Genomic DNA, 15,252 nt, shown 5'->3' on the forward strand with positions numbered 1-15,252 from the left:
ATCCGAATAAAAACAAATATCGGAATACAACGCGCAGATTACTATATAACGATAAGGTTTTCAGGAAAGAATCTCATCCTAAATTCCTCCTTCGTAGGGAGGCACTTTCAGCATGAAGGAGAAATTTAGGATGGGACATCAATTGTAAGCTATTTTACTTCACCGATAATTTTACCTCAACGATACGTTGATTTCGCATGACACGAACGGGTATGGTGCTCATGAAATGCAGTTGCTGGTGCATGCTCACCAACTGCGTAATGGTTGCTACGTCGGTGCCGTTGATGGTACGTATTACGTCGTCTTTCTGCAAGCCAGACGTCGCTAGTTTACTTTCTTTGGGCACAGTCAGCACAACGATTCCTTTCTCATCCGGCAACCCAAACGCCGACCGGTCGCCCGGGCCCGCTACGTTACGTATCCGAATACCCAACCAGGTCGTTTCTGCTACGTTCCCTTCTTTTTGCGGATTGATTAATTCGGGAAGTTTCGGCGAACGGGCAAGCGCACGTAACGACGCTTTCTGAACGCCAAACTGATTCATCGAAAAATTCTGGAAACCAACCGCCAGCGCCGGACTTCCCTGCTTTACCCGATAATCGCCCTGTTCTGGATTGGTAAACTGCGGGTCGCCAAATTGGCTGTGCGCGTCGGTGCTGTGCTGCTGTGCTTTTTGTAAAGCGGCCTGGTCGGGGAAGAGATTATGGTCTATTTCTTTTCCCCAATAGGATATCTGGATCGGGAAATAGCCACGCATAACAATGTTTTTCCGGAACACATCTTCGCTATTCTTAAACCAGACGTGCGGGTGAAAGGAATTATTCAGGATCACATTGTTTTCGGCAGTACGATAAAATCCTTCCCGAAGTTTTAGTCCGCCGTTCAGCAGTACGTTATTATATATAAGGTAATTACTGCTGCCATCGTCGAGGTCGATGTCCCAACCGTGGTCGCAGCGGAACCGGTTATTTCGGATGACAACTGGTTTTTGGGCGTCGAGTTTAATCAGTTCAGGATGAGCCGCTACCAGACTATCCATCGTTTTTCGGTTAGGATGCCAGAAACGGTCGCGCCCCCAGGAATTGAATGAACCATGATCGCCGGTTTCGAGGACGGTATCGAATACATCGTTGAACTCGATCAGATGCCCGCCCCAGGTGCCGTCGCCAATGTTGATGCCCGCGCGGGGTAGTTGATAAATCGTATTATGCCGCACTGTAATATTAGACGCCATCGAAATTTCGACGCCGGTAGCCTGTTTTTCGATCTCGCCGATGTGGTGAATCAGGTTATTGCTAGCGGTGCACTGCGCTGGATACCGGTTATTTTTCGGCCCCGGCCGAAGGTCCATTTTGGCGTAGGGAACAAACCATTCGTACCGAAACGCAGGGGAACGTACCGCCGACGTATCGCCCACAAAACCGATGGCCGTAGCGCCCACGTGATGAATATGGCAACCGTCAACCGTTACGTTCCGATTATACCTACTGACCAGAATGGCGTTTCCGCCAAGATGAGTAAGTTCGCAGGACTCGATGCGACAGTTTTCGGTGTTTTCCAGGTAAACTGCTGCACCCCGATACAGCATCCAGTCGCTACGTAGCAGCGGCTCATACGGCTCCATAAACGTGCGTTCAGTATTAACCAGCCGAACCCCCTGAATACGTACCTGACGTAGCGGAACCTCCGATGTGCCAACCAACTCAACCAACGATTTCAATCGCGATACTTCGACAACGGCCGTATTCAAATCGAGCCCGACGGGGGGAATAAACGACAGCGTTTGCGTGGCTTTGTCGTAAAACCACTCGCCGGGGGCGTCCAATTCCTCGTAGATATTTTCGACAAAACGCTGATTCTTATGTATTCCCATCGGGCGATTATTTTGCCAGCCACCTTCGTAGGTGAGCGTATCGCCCGTTTTGCCCGTAATTCGGTAATGAAAACCGCCCCACTCGTGCCGGTGAATGGCGTGAAGGTAACCACCTACCGGATTTTTCCAACGGCTGAAACGTGCTTTGCTGATGGCGTCGGCGGCTGTTCCGTTGAATACGCGGGCGGTCGAATCATAGTTTGGGTAGCGCGCCAGCACCTGTTTCTTCCCATTGACGTACAACTGTTCAAACGGTTCACCTGCTACGTTCGCCGTCCAGATTCCGTTGTCGGATTTTTGCCAACGTAACGCCAGTTTTCGTCCGCCGTTTAGTTCAACTTGCTCTTGTTGATACGCGCTGATTAACAACTTCTTGTTGCCAACTTGCTGTGGGGTGATACGTAGCGTTTTGGGTAAATAATAGACACCTTTACGCAGGTAAATGTGAACATCATTCAGCGAAGCTGTTTTTACATTCGCCAGCGCTTTATCGAGCGTGGCCAGTGGCGATGCCAACGTACCGGCCTGGCTGTCGTTGCCAGATGGAGACACAAAAATGCGTGTCTGCGCGTGTCCAAACGTAGCGGAACCCAACCAACAGATCAGGATTATGCTACGCACCAATTGAACGTAACGGGTCATTTTCCGTAGGACGGGTTTTGGGGAATGGTATTATTCTGAATCTCATTATCAGGGATGTACCACGTATCGTTATACGTCCCAATTGGCCGAACTAGATCGGCGCTACGTATCGTCTGGATTTTGGTCAGGGTTCCGGTACGTTTCAAATCGAACCAGGCGCTTCCTTCCTCGTGCAGTTCCCATTTGCGCTCCATATACACCGCTTCCCGAAACTGTTCTTTCGACAGATTAGCCAAATCCGGTACGTTCGTAGGATCGCTTTTGTTAACCCGCGCCCGTTGTCGGATACGATTAATATACTGATACGCATTGGCCGGACCACTGATTTCGTTCTCAGCTTCGGCAGCGATCAGGTAGATTTCGCCCAGCCGCAAAAAAGGAACGGTGTAGCCATTGATGACTCCTGAAGGCGTAGCCCCCGCGTCGATAAACGTAGTGTTTACAAACTTCTGGTAAAAGGGTGCCAACGTAGCGCCATCAGGGCCTTTGTAGCTCTGCTTAATTCCCCATTCTTTCCGTTGGTCGCCTTTGGCAAAGCTGTTGATGAACCAACTCGATGGTAATAATATTGGTACAAATCCTTTCGCGGTGCTGCTCAACGCCTGTAATCCATTGCCGCCAACTTCGGGCCGGAAAAGCTGTTCCCAAATGCTTTCGGTGGTGTAGGCCGTGCTATGAAAAAGCTGTGCATAATCGGAAACGAGCTGGAATTTGCCGGAATTGATGACAGCCAGCGCTTTTTCCCGCGCATTCTGAAAATACTGCGTCTGCTTCAGCGGATTACCGGCCATCGTTAAATACACTTTAGCCAGTTGGGCAGTCGCTACCAGTTTATAAACGCGTCCCTGCTGGCTGGTCTGCTCTGGAAGGTTCGCTTCGGCATACGTCAAATCGTCAAGGATTAATTTATATACGTCAGCCTGTGAAGAACGGGGAGCCTGCGCCTGACTGTAATCGCTGAGGGGCGTTGTACGGATGGGTAAATCGCCAAAAAACTGCACGAGCTGGAAATACGCAAAAGCGCGTAAAAACCGGGCTTCGGCCGTTAGTTCTTTCTTTTTGGTCGCCGTCAGATTGGTAGCGGGGTCGAGGTAACTTAAAATGAAATTCGCATTTTTGATGATCGTGTACTCATTCGCCCACTCACCCCGCACATTGTAAAAGAAGGGCTGGTGATTGTTCTGATACGTTGGCAGCGCTTGTTCGTAAGATGGCGACGGTGAGCCACTGTAATCGCTGAACATTTCCCGCATCATCATTCCATTAGCCGTGAACAGACTGGGCAGTGTCGAGTAAATTCCTTTTACTACCTGTTCATAGCCATCAGCGTTGGCAAAAAACGTGTTCGGACTGACAAACGTCTTGGGTTTTTCAAGTAAATCTTCCTGACAGCCGGGCAACGTAACAGCTAGTAAACAACCAATAGCAGTAGAGATTATATAATTTTTCATGGTCGTGCTTCAGTTAAATTAAAAATCAACTTTTACGCCGGCGGTGATCGATTTCATGGATGGATAGTTTCCTCTATCCCAACCATTTACGGAAGCTGCACTCCAGGAAACCTCCGGGTCGTAACCTGTGTACTTGGTGATGGTGAGGTAGTTTTGTGCACTCACGTACACATTAACCGATGAAAGTTTAGCCGACTTCAGCAACGTAGCGGGTAAGGTGTAGCCCAACGTAATGTCGCGCAGTTTTACGTAAGAGCCGTTTTCGACCCACAAACTATTGGCGTAATCCCGAATGGAACTACCACTCTTCGAAGAAGGAACATCGAACCCGTTCCCGGTGCCGGTCCAGCGTTGGTTGAAAGCCTCTTTCGTGGGCGTCCAGTTACCGTTCAGGGAGATGTTGTACTTTCTGAATTCATTGACAATATCATTTCCCAGCGAACCGACGAACAGCAGTGAGAGGTTGAAGTTCTTGTATGTCAGGTTGTTATTGAAGCCAAAGGTTACTTTGGGCGTCAGGTGCGTGAGCGTCGACCGGTCGTTGCCATCCACTACGCCATTGCCGTCTCTATCCCAGAATTTATAATCACCAGCCCGTTTAGTGGGCTCGCCATTTTTAACGGCTTCGTCGTTGGTCTGGTAAATACTCAGCACTTTGTAGCCGTACAACTCATTGATCGACTGCCCCGCCTGAATCGGAAACCAGTTGCCACCTGCGCCAACTTCCTTATACGTAACGGGGTTGCCCTGCGGGTCATTTTCGAGTTGCAATACCTTGGTGTTGTTGTGCGAAACCGTTACCACCGAACTCCAACGTAGCGCGCCGGTAGTGTTTACGGTGGTCAGTTGAAACTCGAAACCACGATTCTGCACCGCCCCAATATTTTGCAGCACCGTACTAAACCCCGATGACGTAGGCAGGCCAACATTCAGCAGCAGGTCTTCGGTTTTCTTGTCGTAATAATCCAGTGTGAGTTGAATTCGGTCGCGTAGCAATCCGAGGTCAAGGCCGATGTCCAGTTGTCGGGTTGTTTCCCATTTCAGGTTATTGTATGCCAGCGAACCTTGTACGTACGCAATGTTGTTGACGTTGCTGAATACTACGTTCGTATTGGAAAGGCGGGCTAGTGTCTGGTAATTGGCAATCGCCTGATTGCCGGAAAAGCCGTATGTCGTTCGAAGTTTGAGTGTTGAAATAGTTGGTATTTGTTTCATGAACGGCTCTTCCGAAATACGCCAGGATAAAGCCCCCGATGGGAAGAAGGCAAACTTTTTATCCTCCGAAAACCGCGACGAACCATCGTACCGACCGGTTAACGTGACGTAGTACTTATCACTGAAATTATAATTAACACGACCCAGATACGACACCAGTTTACTGTCCGAATAACCCGTACTGGGCAAGCCCGGTGTTGTAGCGGCACTTATGTTGTTGTTGGTAAAATCGTTGGTAATAAAGCCAATACCAGTACCGCTGTTTAAGTTTTCGGATTGGTTACTTTGATACGTAAAGCCGCCCAGCGCGTCAATCGTGTGCTTATTGATAACTGCGGAATAAGTCAGGTAATCTTCGGTAACGAACGTACTGGTGTTGCTGTAATTCTTGGACGCCTTGCCGCCCGGTTGCCCGATGCTGATTGTTGAAGGAGCGTAGTAATCGCTTCTGGTGTAGCCACCATCGATGCCCACACTGGTATTCAATTTTAGTCCCTTAACCAGTTCATACACAAGGGTTGTATTGCCGATGAGTCGCAGATTGGCGGATGGGTTATACAGTTCACTCGATATACCGAACGGGTTGGTTTCGCCGTACGATACGCCAGTAAATTTTGTGTAAGTACCATTAGCGTCGTACGGTCCCTGTGTTGGCGGTATTACCATGGTTGTGAATGGAATCCCGCCACCACCGTCGGCACCTGCGTAAAGCGCCTGCCGGTAAATTGAATTCTGGAGCGAAAAACTGTTGCTGACCGACAACTTTTTACTGATGTCGTAACTCAGATTTACGCGGAATGACATGCGCTTAAAATTGGAGTTTCGGATAATCCCGTCCTGATCGTAGTAGCCGAACGAGGTGTAGTATTTCAGATTCTGCGACCCGCCACTGATCGACAAATCGTGATTCTGAACAATGGCATTTCGATAGACTAAATCCTGCCAATCAGTGCCTTTGCCCCCCAGCGAATCGATTTGCGCCGTTGTCCAGGGTAAGGCTTTCCGGGGGCTGTTCAGGCCCGATGCGTTATCGTTCGTTATAACTTCATTCTGTAAAATGGCAAAGTCGCGGGCGCTGATCAGGTCAACTTTTTTGCGCAGGCTCTGAACGCCATAATAGCCATTGTAGGAAACCTTAGGCTTGCCTTCTTTTCCCTTTTTTGTGGAAATAATGATAACGCCATTCGCTCCGCGAGAACCGTAAATAGCTGTAGATGAGGCATCTTTTAGAACTTCAATCCGGTCGATATCGTCGGGGTTAAGTTGGGCGCTCAGGCCATCCAGTGGAAGCCCGTCCACTACGTATAAAGGCGCGTTTCCGCCACTGATTGAATTGGTGCCGCGTATTTTAACAATCATGGCTTCGCCCGGCTGCCCCGACGACTGATTGACCTGAACGCCAGCCGCAAATCCCTGTAACGCCTGCGCTACGTTGGAAATGCCCTTCACCTGTGTTATTTTGTCAGAACCCACCGACGACACCGAACCCGTCAAATCTGATTTCTTGACCGATCCATACCCAACCACCACAACTTCATTTAGCGACTGATTATCAGGCAGCAGCGTTACGTTCAACTGGGTCTGATTGCCAACCGAAACTTCCTGGCTTCGATAGCCGACAAAACTAAAAATCAGGATGGCGCTGGCATCAGGAACGTCAAGTCGATACGTTCCCTGCGCATCGCTGGTGGTTCCGCGATTGGTGCCTTTGAGAACAATGCTTACGCCCGGCAAGCCAATTCCTTTTTCATCCTGAACCGTACCTGAAACCGATACGTCCATACTTTTCGGTGGCTTGTTACCATCGAGTTGCAGATCTGGTTCCAGCGATGCTTCGGGTTCTGTTCGGGAGAAAATGATCTGTTTGCCAGCCACTTCGTACTGAACATGGCGTGGTTTGAGCAATCGGGTCAGTACGTCGGCCAGCCGTTCGTTATGAGCCGTAATCGAAACGCGTTCATCCGAACGTATCACTTTTGAATTGAAAACAAATTTTACGTTGGCCACCTGACTGACCTGCATCAAAGCCTGTTTCAGCGTAGCCTGTTCAATGGTTATGTTGACTCTACGTTCGAGAACTTCCTGCGCTTTTACGTCGCCAGCGTAGCTGACGGCGGTAAGTATCAACGCCACAAAAAGCTGAATGGCAGTGATTTTCATTAGCGTAAGCGTTAATGATTTTTTCATTAGATTTAGCGGGTTTTTGTTGAAAAACAGACAAACCAATTCCTCTCATCCATGATTCATGGATGCTCGGGCTGAGAAAAATAGAGGGAGCTTTAGAAGCCGATGGTGCCTGGCCGCACTGTCGGCTTCGTTCGTTTATCAGGTGAGAAAGTTAAGCTTGGGCATAGGCGAATTTAAGGTTAAGTATTTAGTTGAAAAGCTGATTTTCAGGCTGCTGGTTATCGGCAACCAGTCGAATGAATCACAATTTTGCCGTCGATAATCTCATACGTAGCACCGATGCCTTTACAAACGATACCCAGTTTTTCGGTCATGGTCTCGTCGGCGAGCGAGGCTGTCAGTGCGCAGTCACGTAGCAAATCAGAATCGTAAATGATGTCGACGCCATAGGCTTTCTCAAACCGCTGAAGCACGTCGCTAACGGGCGTTTCATCGAAATCAAAATCATTGATTTTCACGGTCTGGTCGATCACCGCTGGTTTTTCGACCAGCGTTTTCCGGAAGGCGGCATCCGCTTTCGAAAAATTGACCTGCTGGTTGGGCGTGAGCGAAATGATACGTTTGTCGACAGCGCCTTTGCGCGTATTTTCAGACGTAGCACGGGCATATACCGCGACTTTTCCCGTACGTACCGCCACCGTTAATTGCTGTTGCTGCGGGTAGGCGCTCACCCGAAAGCTCGTCCCTAATACACGCGTAACAATCTGATCAGCAAATACTAAAAAGGGTTTGGCGGGATTTCGGGTTACCTCGAAGAACGCTTCGCCAACCAGATTAACTTCCCGACTTGAATCGCTAAAAACGGCTGGATACGTTAGGGCAGATTTGGGCGACAACGTAGCAACACTACCGTCAGGCAAGCTCACTCGAAGAGGTTGTTGCGTATTGTTACGTTGCTCCTGAACCCCATCCTGCTTTTGAGTCGATGTTAATGCCGGTACGTTTACCGCCCCATTTTCGGGATGAATAAACCACCAGCCGATACCTAACAGGAGCAATACCGTAGCGGCAATGGCCAACCACCTGAAGTTATTTGAGCGCGATACTGTTTGGAACGGTTGCCGGGGCGTCTGCGCATTAATTTTTTGCAGCATTCGCTGGACATCTTCCTGAATCTGTTCCGGACTGATGACAGGCTGTTCCGTCTGGATACTCAACAAAAGCTGCCGAGCCAGTTTCACTTCATCGGCCCGCTCCGGATGCTGCGTGAGCCATTCCTGCCAGAAGGCTTCATTCGCAGCCGTAGGATTTCTGACCCAGCTTTGAAAAAACGGGTCGACCAGAAAATCTTCGGTAGTGAACGTTACATAGTCAGGCATGATCAATCACTTTCACTACCTGATAGGGGAAACGAATTGGTAGATACTGCTTTTCGTGGAAAAAAAAATTGAGAATTAGTTCAGAGCGTATAAAAAAGCAGCAAACAGAGCCAGAAAAGTTCGGTATTTAGCTGCTGACGTAGCTGCCGAAAGGTGGTCTGAAATAAGTTAGAAACGGATTGCTCGGATATTCCCATGATCTGGGCAATGGACGACCGGTCTAAATTTTCGTAAAAGCGCAGGTAAATCGCTTCTTTCGCCCGACGCGGCAGTTTATCCAGTATCTGCCCAACACGATTTGCGTGCTGATGCAGACTCTCATTATGAATAAACTGATCTTCCGGGGAGAATGAAATCTCAAAAAATGACGTATCACTGTCCGCTGAAATGGGCTGAAAGTCATACCGTTGTTTCTCCAGATAGTGTTGATGCAACAGCCGACGTAGCATCGTCATCAGGTACGGCCTGACTTGCGACGTAGTAAGCTCACTTAGCGTGGTACGCCGGTTCCAGAGTTCCACAAATATATCCTGCATGCAATCGCGGATGAAGTCGGTGTTTCGATTGAATTTCGTACCGTAGTGAATTAGCGCCGTATAATGTTTGGTCATCAGCTTCCCGAGCGATGCCGAATCGCCCTGTTGAAACTGACGCCATAACAGCGCATCATCATCTACCGTATCCGAATGCATGGGTAAAAAAAACGAAAAGATACTGTCAAATTTAAATTTATACTTTAAAAATAAATATTTCGAACCCAATGCAAGTGATTAAACTTTGATTGATTTGAGCTTTTCATTGTGGTTAAAAAAACAGCGGGCTTCATGCCTATTTTCCCGAATCCCAATACATACGCCTAGTGATGCGAAAGCCGAATATTCCGAACATACTTCTATATCTACTCATTTATTTTTCCAGCCAGTTCGTTCGGGGGCAGAACGTAGCGGAACCATTCGAACTGCAAAAAGGCGACCGCGTGGTATTTCTGGGAAATTCGCTGTTCGAGAACGACATGCAATTCGGCTACCTGGAACTGGCCCTAACCACGCGCTGGCCGGACCGGGACGTAACGTATCGGAATCTGGGCTGGTCGGGCGACGACGTATTTGCCGATGGACGTAGTGACATTACGACGCCACCCACCGCGTATGAATCACTGATCAATGAACTTGGGAAAGCTAAACCAACGGTGGTTTTTATCGCTTACGGGGGCATCGAAGCGCAGGAGGGCGAATCAGGATTGCCGCGTTTTCAGCAAGGCCTGAATAAACTGATCGACAAAATTGATTCGCTTGGGGCGAGAACCATTCTTTTATCGCCAATTCCGATTCTATCAGGTCAATCCGCTGAAAAACTAACGCAACGTAACGCTGAGCTAGAGCAATACGCGTCGGCCATTACCAAACTGGCTTCGGATCGTAAAAAACGCTACGTCGATCTGTTTAAGCCGGTGCAGGAAGTCAGTAAAAAGACCATGATCACTGAAAACGGTATTCACCTGAACGAAACGGGTTACTATTATCTGGCTACCATTCTTGAAAAAGCCCTTGGCCTCAATTCACGTTTCGGTGAGATAAGTATCGACGTAACGAAAACGGCTGATGCCGCTGCGCCTGCAAAAGCGATAAATTTCGATAAGTCGGCGGGGAATCTGAGCTTCAAAGTGGATGATACCTACTTACCAATAGTATCTCCGCAACAGGATGGAAAGCTCATCGATGTGGACAATGGGCGGCTGGTTAAAATTTCGGGACTGAAAAAAGGATTTTACACGCTCGTGATTGATAACGACGAGGTAAAAACGGCATCGGCAAAAGAATGGGCTGATGGTATTGTCATTCGGCAAGGGCCGGCTTTTACGCAGTCGGCGGAGTTACGTCAGATGATTTTGAAGAAAAACGAGCAGTTCTTTTTTCAGTACCGTCCCCTCAATCGCACCTATATTATTGGCTTCCGGTCGTACGAGCAGGGGCGTCACAAAAAGGGGCTGGAAGAGCAAAGTTTAATCATCAAATGGCTGGAAGGACAGATCGCTGTGAGCCGCCAGCCCAAACCGGCAATGTATCAGCTTACCTTGCTAAAGTAATGAAGGCCCCGACAGGCTCCGGCTGTCGGTTGTAGCTACTCTTTTATTCGCTAGCGCGAATCCGACAGCCGGAGCCTGTCGGGGCCTTTGCCAGCCCTCAATTATATAGAGACCATGCAACGAATAAACCCTATAAAAACCTTTCTGCGAAAAAGTCTGCTCATTCCGGTACTTGTGCTGACGACCGCATTAGTCAATCAGGATAATAACCCCGACGACGTACCCGACCCGGACGTAAAACGCGAACTCGAATCGTTCAAGATTGCCGACGGTTTTGAAGTGACCTTGTTTGCTGCCGAGCCGATGGTGGCGAAACCCATTCAGATGAACTGGGATGCCGAAGGCCGACTGTGGGTTGTGAGCAGTACGGCTTACCCGCACCTGAAAACAGGCGAACAGGCCAACGACAAAATTTTTGTGCTGGAAGATACCAACGGTGATGGTAAGGCTGATAAATCGACCATTTTCGCCGAAGGGCTGCTAACACCAACCGGAATTCTGCCGGGCGATGGCGGGGTATACGTAGCAAACTCAACGGAAATCCTGCATTTCGCGGATACCGATGGCGACGGAAAAGCCGACAAAAAACGCCGGATTTTAAGCGGTTTTGGTACGGCCGATACGCACCACCTGATTCATACGTTTCGCTGGGGGCCGGAGGGAAGCCTGTATTTCAATCAGTCCATATATATATATAGTCACGTCGAAACGCCGTCGGGTATCAAGCGGCTGGAGGGGGGCGGTGTGTGGCAACTACGTCCCGAACAGCTTGAACTCGATGTATACGCCAAAGGCTTGGTCAATCCGTGGGGTTTGCAGTTCACCCGCTGGGGCACTACGTTCCTGACCGATGGCGCTGGTTTCGAAGGGATTAATTACGGCTTTCCCGGCGCTACGTTCCTGACAGCTCCCGGCGCCGAACGTATTTTGCGCGGCCTGAATCCCGGTCAGCCGAAACACAGCGGACTAGACGTTATTTCAGGACGGCACTTACCGGAAGACTGGCAAGGTACGTTGATTACTAATGATTTCCGGGCAAACCGTATCAATCGATTCAAACTGGAAGAACAAGGTAGCGGATTTGCATCCCGGCAACTGGACGATTTGATGTGGACCGATAACGTAGCGTTCCGACCAGTCGATATTTCGGTTGGTCCCGACGGTGCGATCTACGTAGCAGACTGGTATAATCCGATCATCCAGCACGGCGAAGTCGATTTTCACGACCCGCGCCGGGATCAGCAGCACGGACGTATCTGGCGGATTGTGGCGAAAAATCGGCCATTGGTCAAAAGGCCGCAACTGGAAAAAGCATCGATTCAGGAATTGCTGGATGCGTTACGTCAGCCGGAAGACTGGACACGTCTGCAAGCCAAGCAGGTGTTGAAACGACACGGTGCCAAAGAAGTTATTCCTGCGCTGGAGCAATGGGTAGCTAAATTGGATACGAAAGACGCCGACTATGAACACCTATTGCTGGAAGCCCTCTGGACGTACCAAACCCTCGATACGGTGAACGAGCCGCTGTTGCTACGTCTGCTAAAAGCCGAAAAACCGGATGCTCGGGCGGCAGCGGTACGTGCCTTCCGACTGTGGCATGGCAAAATAAAGGATGAAGCTGCATTGCTGTCGAAGGCGGTCACGGATGCACATCCCCGCGTGCGGTTGGAAGCGGTTATTGCGCTACGTAACGTAGCATCGCCCGAAGCGGCCAAGTCAGCCCTGAGCGTACTGGATCAGCCGATGGACGAATTTCTGGATTTCGCCCTCTGGCAAACCGTTCGTGAACTGGAGCCGCAGTGGGCCAATCGTTTGAAAACAGATCCCAACTTTTTGGGCGATTCCCGAAAAACGGCGTTCGCGCTTAAATCGGTAGGAAGTCCGGAAGCAGTGGCCCAACTGACGCAACTCTATCAAAAAGGTCAGGTACCGGAAGAATATCAAAAGGACGTACTGGCGTCGATTGCCAAATACGGTAGGCCAACCGAACTCGCTACGTTGTTTGATATGGCTGTTAGTTCACGCGACAAAAACACCGCGGCTCGACTGGGCGCACTGGCCGATGCGGCTCGCCAGCGTAACGTTAAACCAACTAATGATCTGAACCGAATTGCCAGTTTCATGAGTAGCGATGATGAAGCCGTAGCTACGAACGCGATTCAGTTAGTTGGTTTATGGCGCATGGAAACCCTGAGTGACAAGCTGGTCGGCCTGATTCGACAGGGTGATAAGTCCATCAAAAAGGCCGCGTTAAGTGCACTAGCTTCGATGGGAAGCGACAATGCCAGGAAGATTTTGGTCGACATGAGTGGGCCGAAAAATACACCGGAGCTACGTGTGCTGGCTACCGCCCAGCTAGCTACATTGGAACCGACCGAAGCTGCCCGTATAGGGACCGACCTCCTGCGAACGATACCTGCCGAAACCGATGCTTCAGAATTATTTAAGGGATTTTTTGCGAAGAAAGAGGGTACTCAGGCATTAGCTGATGCAATTGCCGCCCAAAAAATTCCTGAGCCCTTTGCCAAAACCGGTCGCCAGTTGATGGGACGTAACATTCCCTGGACCCGGCAAAGAACCGATGAGACACTGGCGTTGATAAAGTCGCTTGAAGCCTCGGGTGGTACGTTGCCTGTAGAGCGGATGCCGCAGCAACTTAATGATCAGGAAATTAAGACGCTGGCTCAAACCATCAGCAAATCGGCCAACCCCATGCTGGGCGAAAAAGTATTCCGGCGAAGTGAGTTGCTGTGCCAGACCTGTCATGCCATCGGTGGAGCGGGCGGACGTATCGGCCCTGACTTGAGTAGCTTGGGGACGAGTTCGCCGGTTGAGACCATTATCCGGTCGGTTCTTTATCCAACACTGTCCATCAAAGAAGGGTACGAACTGCAACGTATCGTCAAAAAAGATGGTAGCGAAATGATGGCGTATCTGGTCAGCAACGGTACGTCGGAAGTGATGGTACGTGACGTAGCGGGCACGGAAATCACCATCCCCAAAAACCAGATTAACACCATCGAAAAAACGCCCGGTTCGCTGATGCCCGCTGGAATGACGGCAGGTCTGGAAAAAGAAGAGTTCATCAACCTCATTGGCTTCCTGTCGAAAATTGGCGAGTCCGGCGATTTTCGCGTACCAACGACCCGGTTTGTGCGTCGGTGGAGCACGGTTTCAGGATCGAAAGAACTGAACCAGAAAATTGCGGCCGATGCTGGATACGTAGCAAAAGATAACGGGAAACTACCGTTTGTTCCTATCTACAGCAACGTATCGGGCGGATTGCCGGTTAACGAATTGCCGATTGTTGAGGTTAGTCCTGCCAAAAAATACAGTTTCGTTCGGTTCGACGTGGAGGTTGTCAGCAAAGGGAACGTAGAACTAGCCCTTAACTCGACCGCTGGTATAACCGCCTGGGCTGGTCAGAAACCGCTGAAAATGACAGCCAAAGGCGCGATAGCTGAGTTACCACAAGGAGTGCAAACCGTTACGTTAGCCATCGACCGAACGCAGTTTAAAGACGAAAAACTGGCCATTCAGCTTCAGGACGCCCCGCAATCGCCCGCCCAGACACGGTTAGTTATGGGGCGGTAAGTTAATAGGCTTCGACAGGCTCTGGCTGTCGGTTTTGTTAGCCGCTGACGCGGCTCGACAGCCGGAGCCTGTCGGAGCCTACCTCCGCCATTGACTACGTGCCAGCAACACTTCTTTGCCGGATTCCTGCTGGATGATTCGGTGTAATAGCGTTCCTGTTGTCTCAGTCATCAACTGAACGTTAAGCTGATCGTGCCAGTGACTTTCGGTTCGGAATACCAAATCAAGTTCGGATAATTCCTGCGTTTGGAGTAACGTATCAGGTACGGATTCGAGTAGCCAGCCGACATACGCTACGTTGTTAACATGCTGATTCTGATCGATACTTAGCCAGCCAACTTCGACTACCTTTTCGGTATCAGGGGAAAAAGACGTAGTGGAAAAGTCAGGTTTTAGTGACAGCCTGGGGAGTGGATCGGAAATGATTGGCGGTGTCAACTGGCGAATGAAATCGGGTAGGGGGACCATCGCCCGTTTTTCCATTCCAAATACGAGCCACGTACTGGTAGCATCGGCCAGTAACGTACCGTCTTCGGCCAGCACCTGAAAATCACGGTAGATAAAATACTTTTCGACCACCGTCGGGTACGTAGTCAGTCGTATCGTTTGGCCGTAGCGCGGGTACTGATGCATTCGGAGTCGAAACCGCATCAGCATCCAGCCGAAACCACGTTGCGCTAAATCGCTGATACCGATGCCATAATCAATCGCATTTCGATTCGCTGATTCCTGCATCAGGTTCATCAGAGCGGTCACACTCATTCGCCCGAAGGCGTCGCATTCATAGCCACGTAGCGTGAACGTATCGGTCTGGATAAAAGCCATGCTGTAAAGGTAGCGCGAAAGTTATTGCAGAGGGGTAAGGCTCCGACAGTCTCTGGCTGT

At 49.8% G+C, this 15,252-nt stretch carries 8 protein-coding genes; 2 read left to right on the top strand and 6 right to left on the bottom strand.

The window, feature by feature from the left end; translation table 11 throughout:
* Window positions 1-154: 154 nt before the first annotated feature.
* The 5 genes from ACYVF1_RS05160 to ACYVF1_RS05180 form a co-directional block, all read right to left on the bottom strand.
* Window positions 155-2,515: a right-handed parallel beta-helix repeat-containing protein gene (locus ACYVF1_RS05160; RefSeq protein ID WP_461076292.1), complete on the bottom strand. Its 2,361-nt coding sequence runs from the start codon at window positions 2,513-2,515 to the stop codon at window positions 155-157.
* Window positions 2,512-3,966 (bottom strand): RagB/SusD family nutrient uptake outer membrane protein, encoded by a 1,455-nt coding sequence (locus ACYVF1_RS05165; RefSeq protein WP_461076294.1) that lies wholly within the window; start codon window positions 3,964-3,966, stop codon window positions 2,512-2,514. The genes ACYVF1_RS05160 and ACYVF1_RS05165 overlap by 4 nt, the downstream gene beginning before the upstream one ends.
* An 18-nt stretch (window positions 3,967-3,984) precedes the next feature.
* The gene (locus ACYVF1_RS05170; protein WP_461076296.1) at window positions 3,985-7,368 is read right to left on the bottom strand and encodes a TonB-dependent receptor; all 3,384 of its coding nucleotides are present in this window, start codon (window positions 7,366-7,368) and stop codon (window positions 3,985-3,987) included.
* Window positions 7,369-7,586: 218 nt separating this feature from the next.
* On the bottom strand, window positions 7,587-8,687 hold the full coding sequence (locus ACYVF1_RS05175) for a FecR family protein (protein WP_461076298.1): 1,101 nt from the start codon (window positions 8,685-8,687) through the stop codon (window positions 7,587-7,589).
* 80 nt (window positions 8,688-8,767) lie between these two features.
* Window positions 8,768-9,379 (bottom strand): RNA polymerase sigma factor, encoded by a 612-nt coding sequence (locus ACYVF1_RS05180; RefSeq protein ID WP_461076300.1) that lies wholly within the window; start codon window positions 9,377-9,379, stop codon window positions 8,768-8,770.
* 170 nt (window positions 9,380-9,549) lie between these two features.
* Here ACYVF1_RS05180 and ACYVF1_RS05185 point away from each other — a divergent pair, with 170 nt between their 5' ends.
* Both ACYVF1_RS05185 and ACYVF1_RS05190 read left to right on the top strand, forming a co-directional pair.
* On the top strand, window positions 9,550-10,773 hold the full coding sequence (locus tag ACYVF1_RS05185; protein ID WP_461076302.1) for an SGNH/GDSL hydrolase family protein: 1,224 nt from the start codon (window positions 9,550-9,552) through the stop codon (window positions 10,771-10,773).
* Between the two features lie 114 nt (window positions 10,774-10,887).
* Window positions 10,888-14,367 carry a PVC-type heme-binding CxxCH protein gene (locus ACYVF1_RS05190; protein WP_461076304.1) on the top strand — a complete coding sequence of 1,160 codons (3,480 nt, stop codon included), beginning with the start codon at window positions 10,888-10,890 and terminating at the stop codon, window positions 14,365-14,367.
* Between the two features lie 78 nt (window positions 14,368-14,445).
* On the opposite strand, the gene ACYVF1_RS05195 is transcribed toward ACYVF1_RS05190, so the two are convergent.
* On the bottom strand, window positions 14,446-15,192 hold the full coding sequence (locus ACYVF1_RS05195; protein WP_461076306.1) for an acyl-[acyl-carrier-protein] thioesterase: 747 nt from the start codon (window positions 15,190-15,192) through the stop codon (window positions 14,446-14,448).
* Window positions 15,193-15,252 lie beyond the last annotated feature (60 nt).

Source organism: Spirosoma flavus, assembly GCF_054778555.1.

Excerpts from the sequence above, each read along its gene's own strand:
- ACYVF1_RS05160 (WP_461076292.1), bottom strand. The coding sequence starts at position 2,515 with ATGACCCGTTACGTTCAATTGGTGCGTAGCATAATCCTGATCTGTTGG.
- ACYVF1_RS05165 (WP_461076294.1), bottom strand. The coding sequence starts at position 3,966 with ATGAAAAATTATATAATCTCTACTGCTATTGGTTGTTTACTAGCTGTT.
- ACYVF1_RS05170 (WP_461076296.1), bottom strand. The coding sequence starts at position 7,368 with ATGAAAAAATCATTAACGCTTACGCTAATGAAAATCACTGCCATTCAG.
- ACYVF1_RS05175 (WP_461076298.1), bottom strand. The coding sequence starts at position 8,687 with ATGCCTGACTATGTAACGTTCACTACCGAAGATTTTCTGGTCGACCCG.
- ACYVF1_RS05180 (WP_461076300.1), bottom strand. The coding sequence starts at position 9,379 with ATGCATTCGGATACGGTAGATGATGATGCGCTGTTATGGCGTCAGTTT.
- ACYVF1_RS05185 (WP_461076302.1), top strand. The coding sequence starts at position 9,550 with ATGCGAAAGCCGAATATTCCGAACATACTTCTATATCTACTCATTTAT.
- ACYVF1_RS05190 (WP_461076304.1), top strand. The coding sequence starts at position 10,888 with ATGCAACGAATAAACCCTATAAAAACCTTTCTGCGAAAAAGTCTGCTC.
- ACYVF1_RS05195 (WP_461076306.1), bottom strand. The coding sequence starts at position 15,192 with ATGGCTTTTATCCAGACCGATACGTTCACGCTACGTGGCTATGAATGC.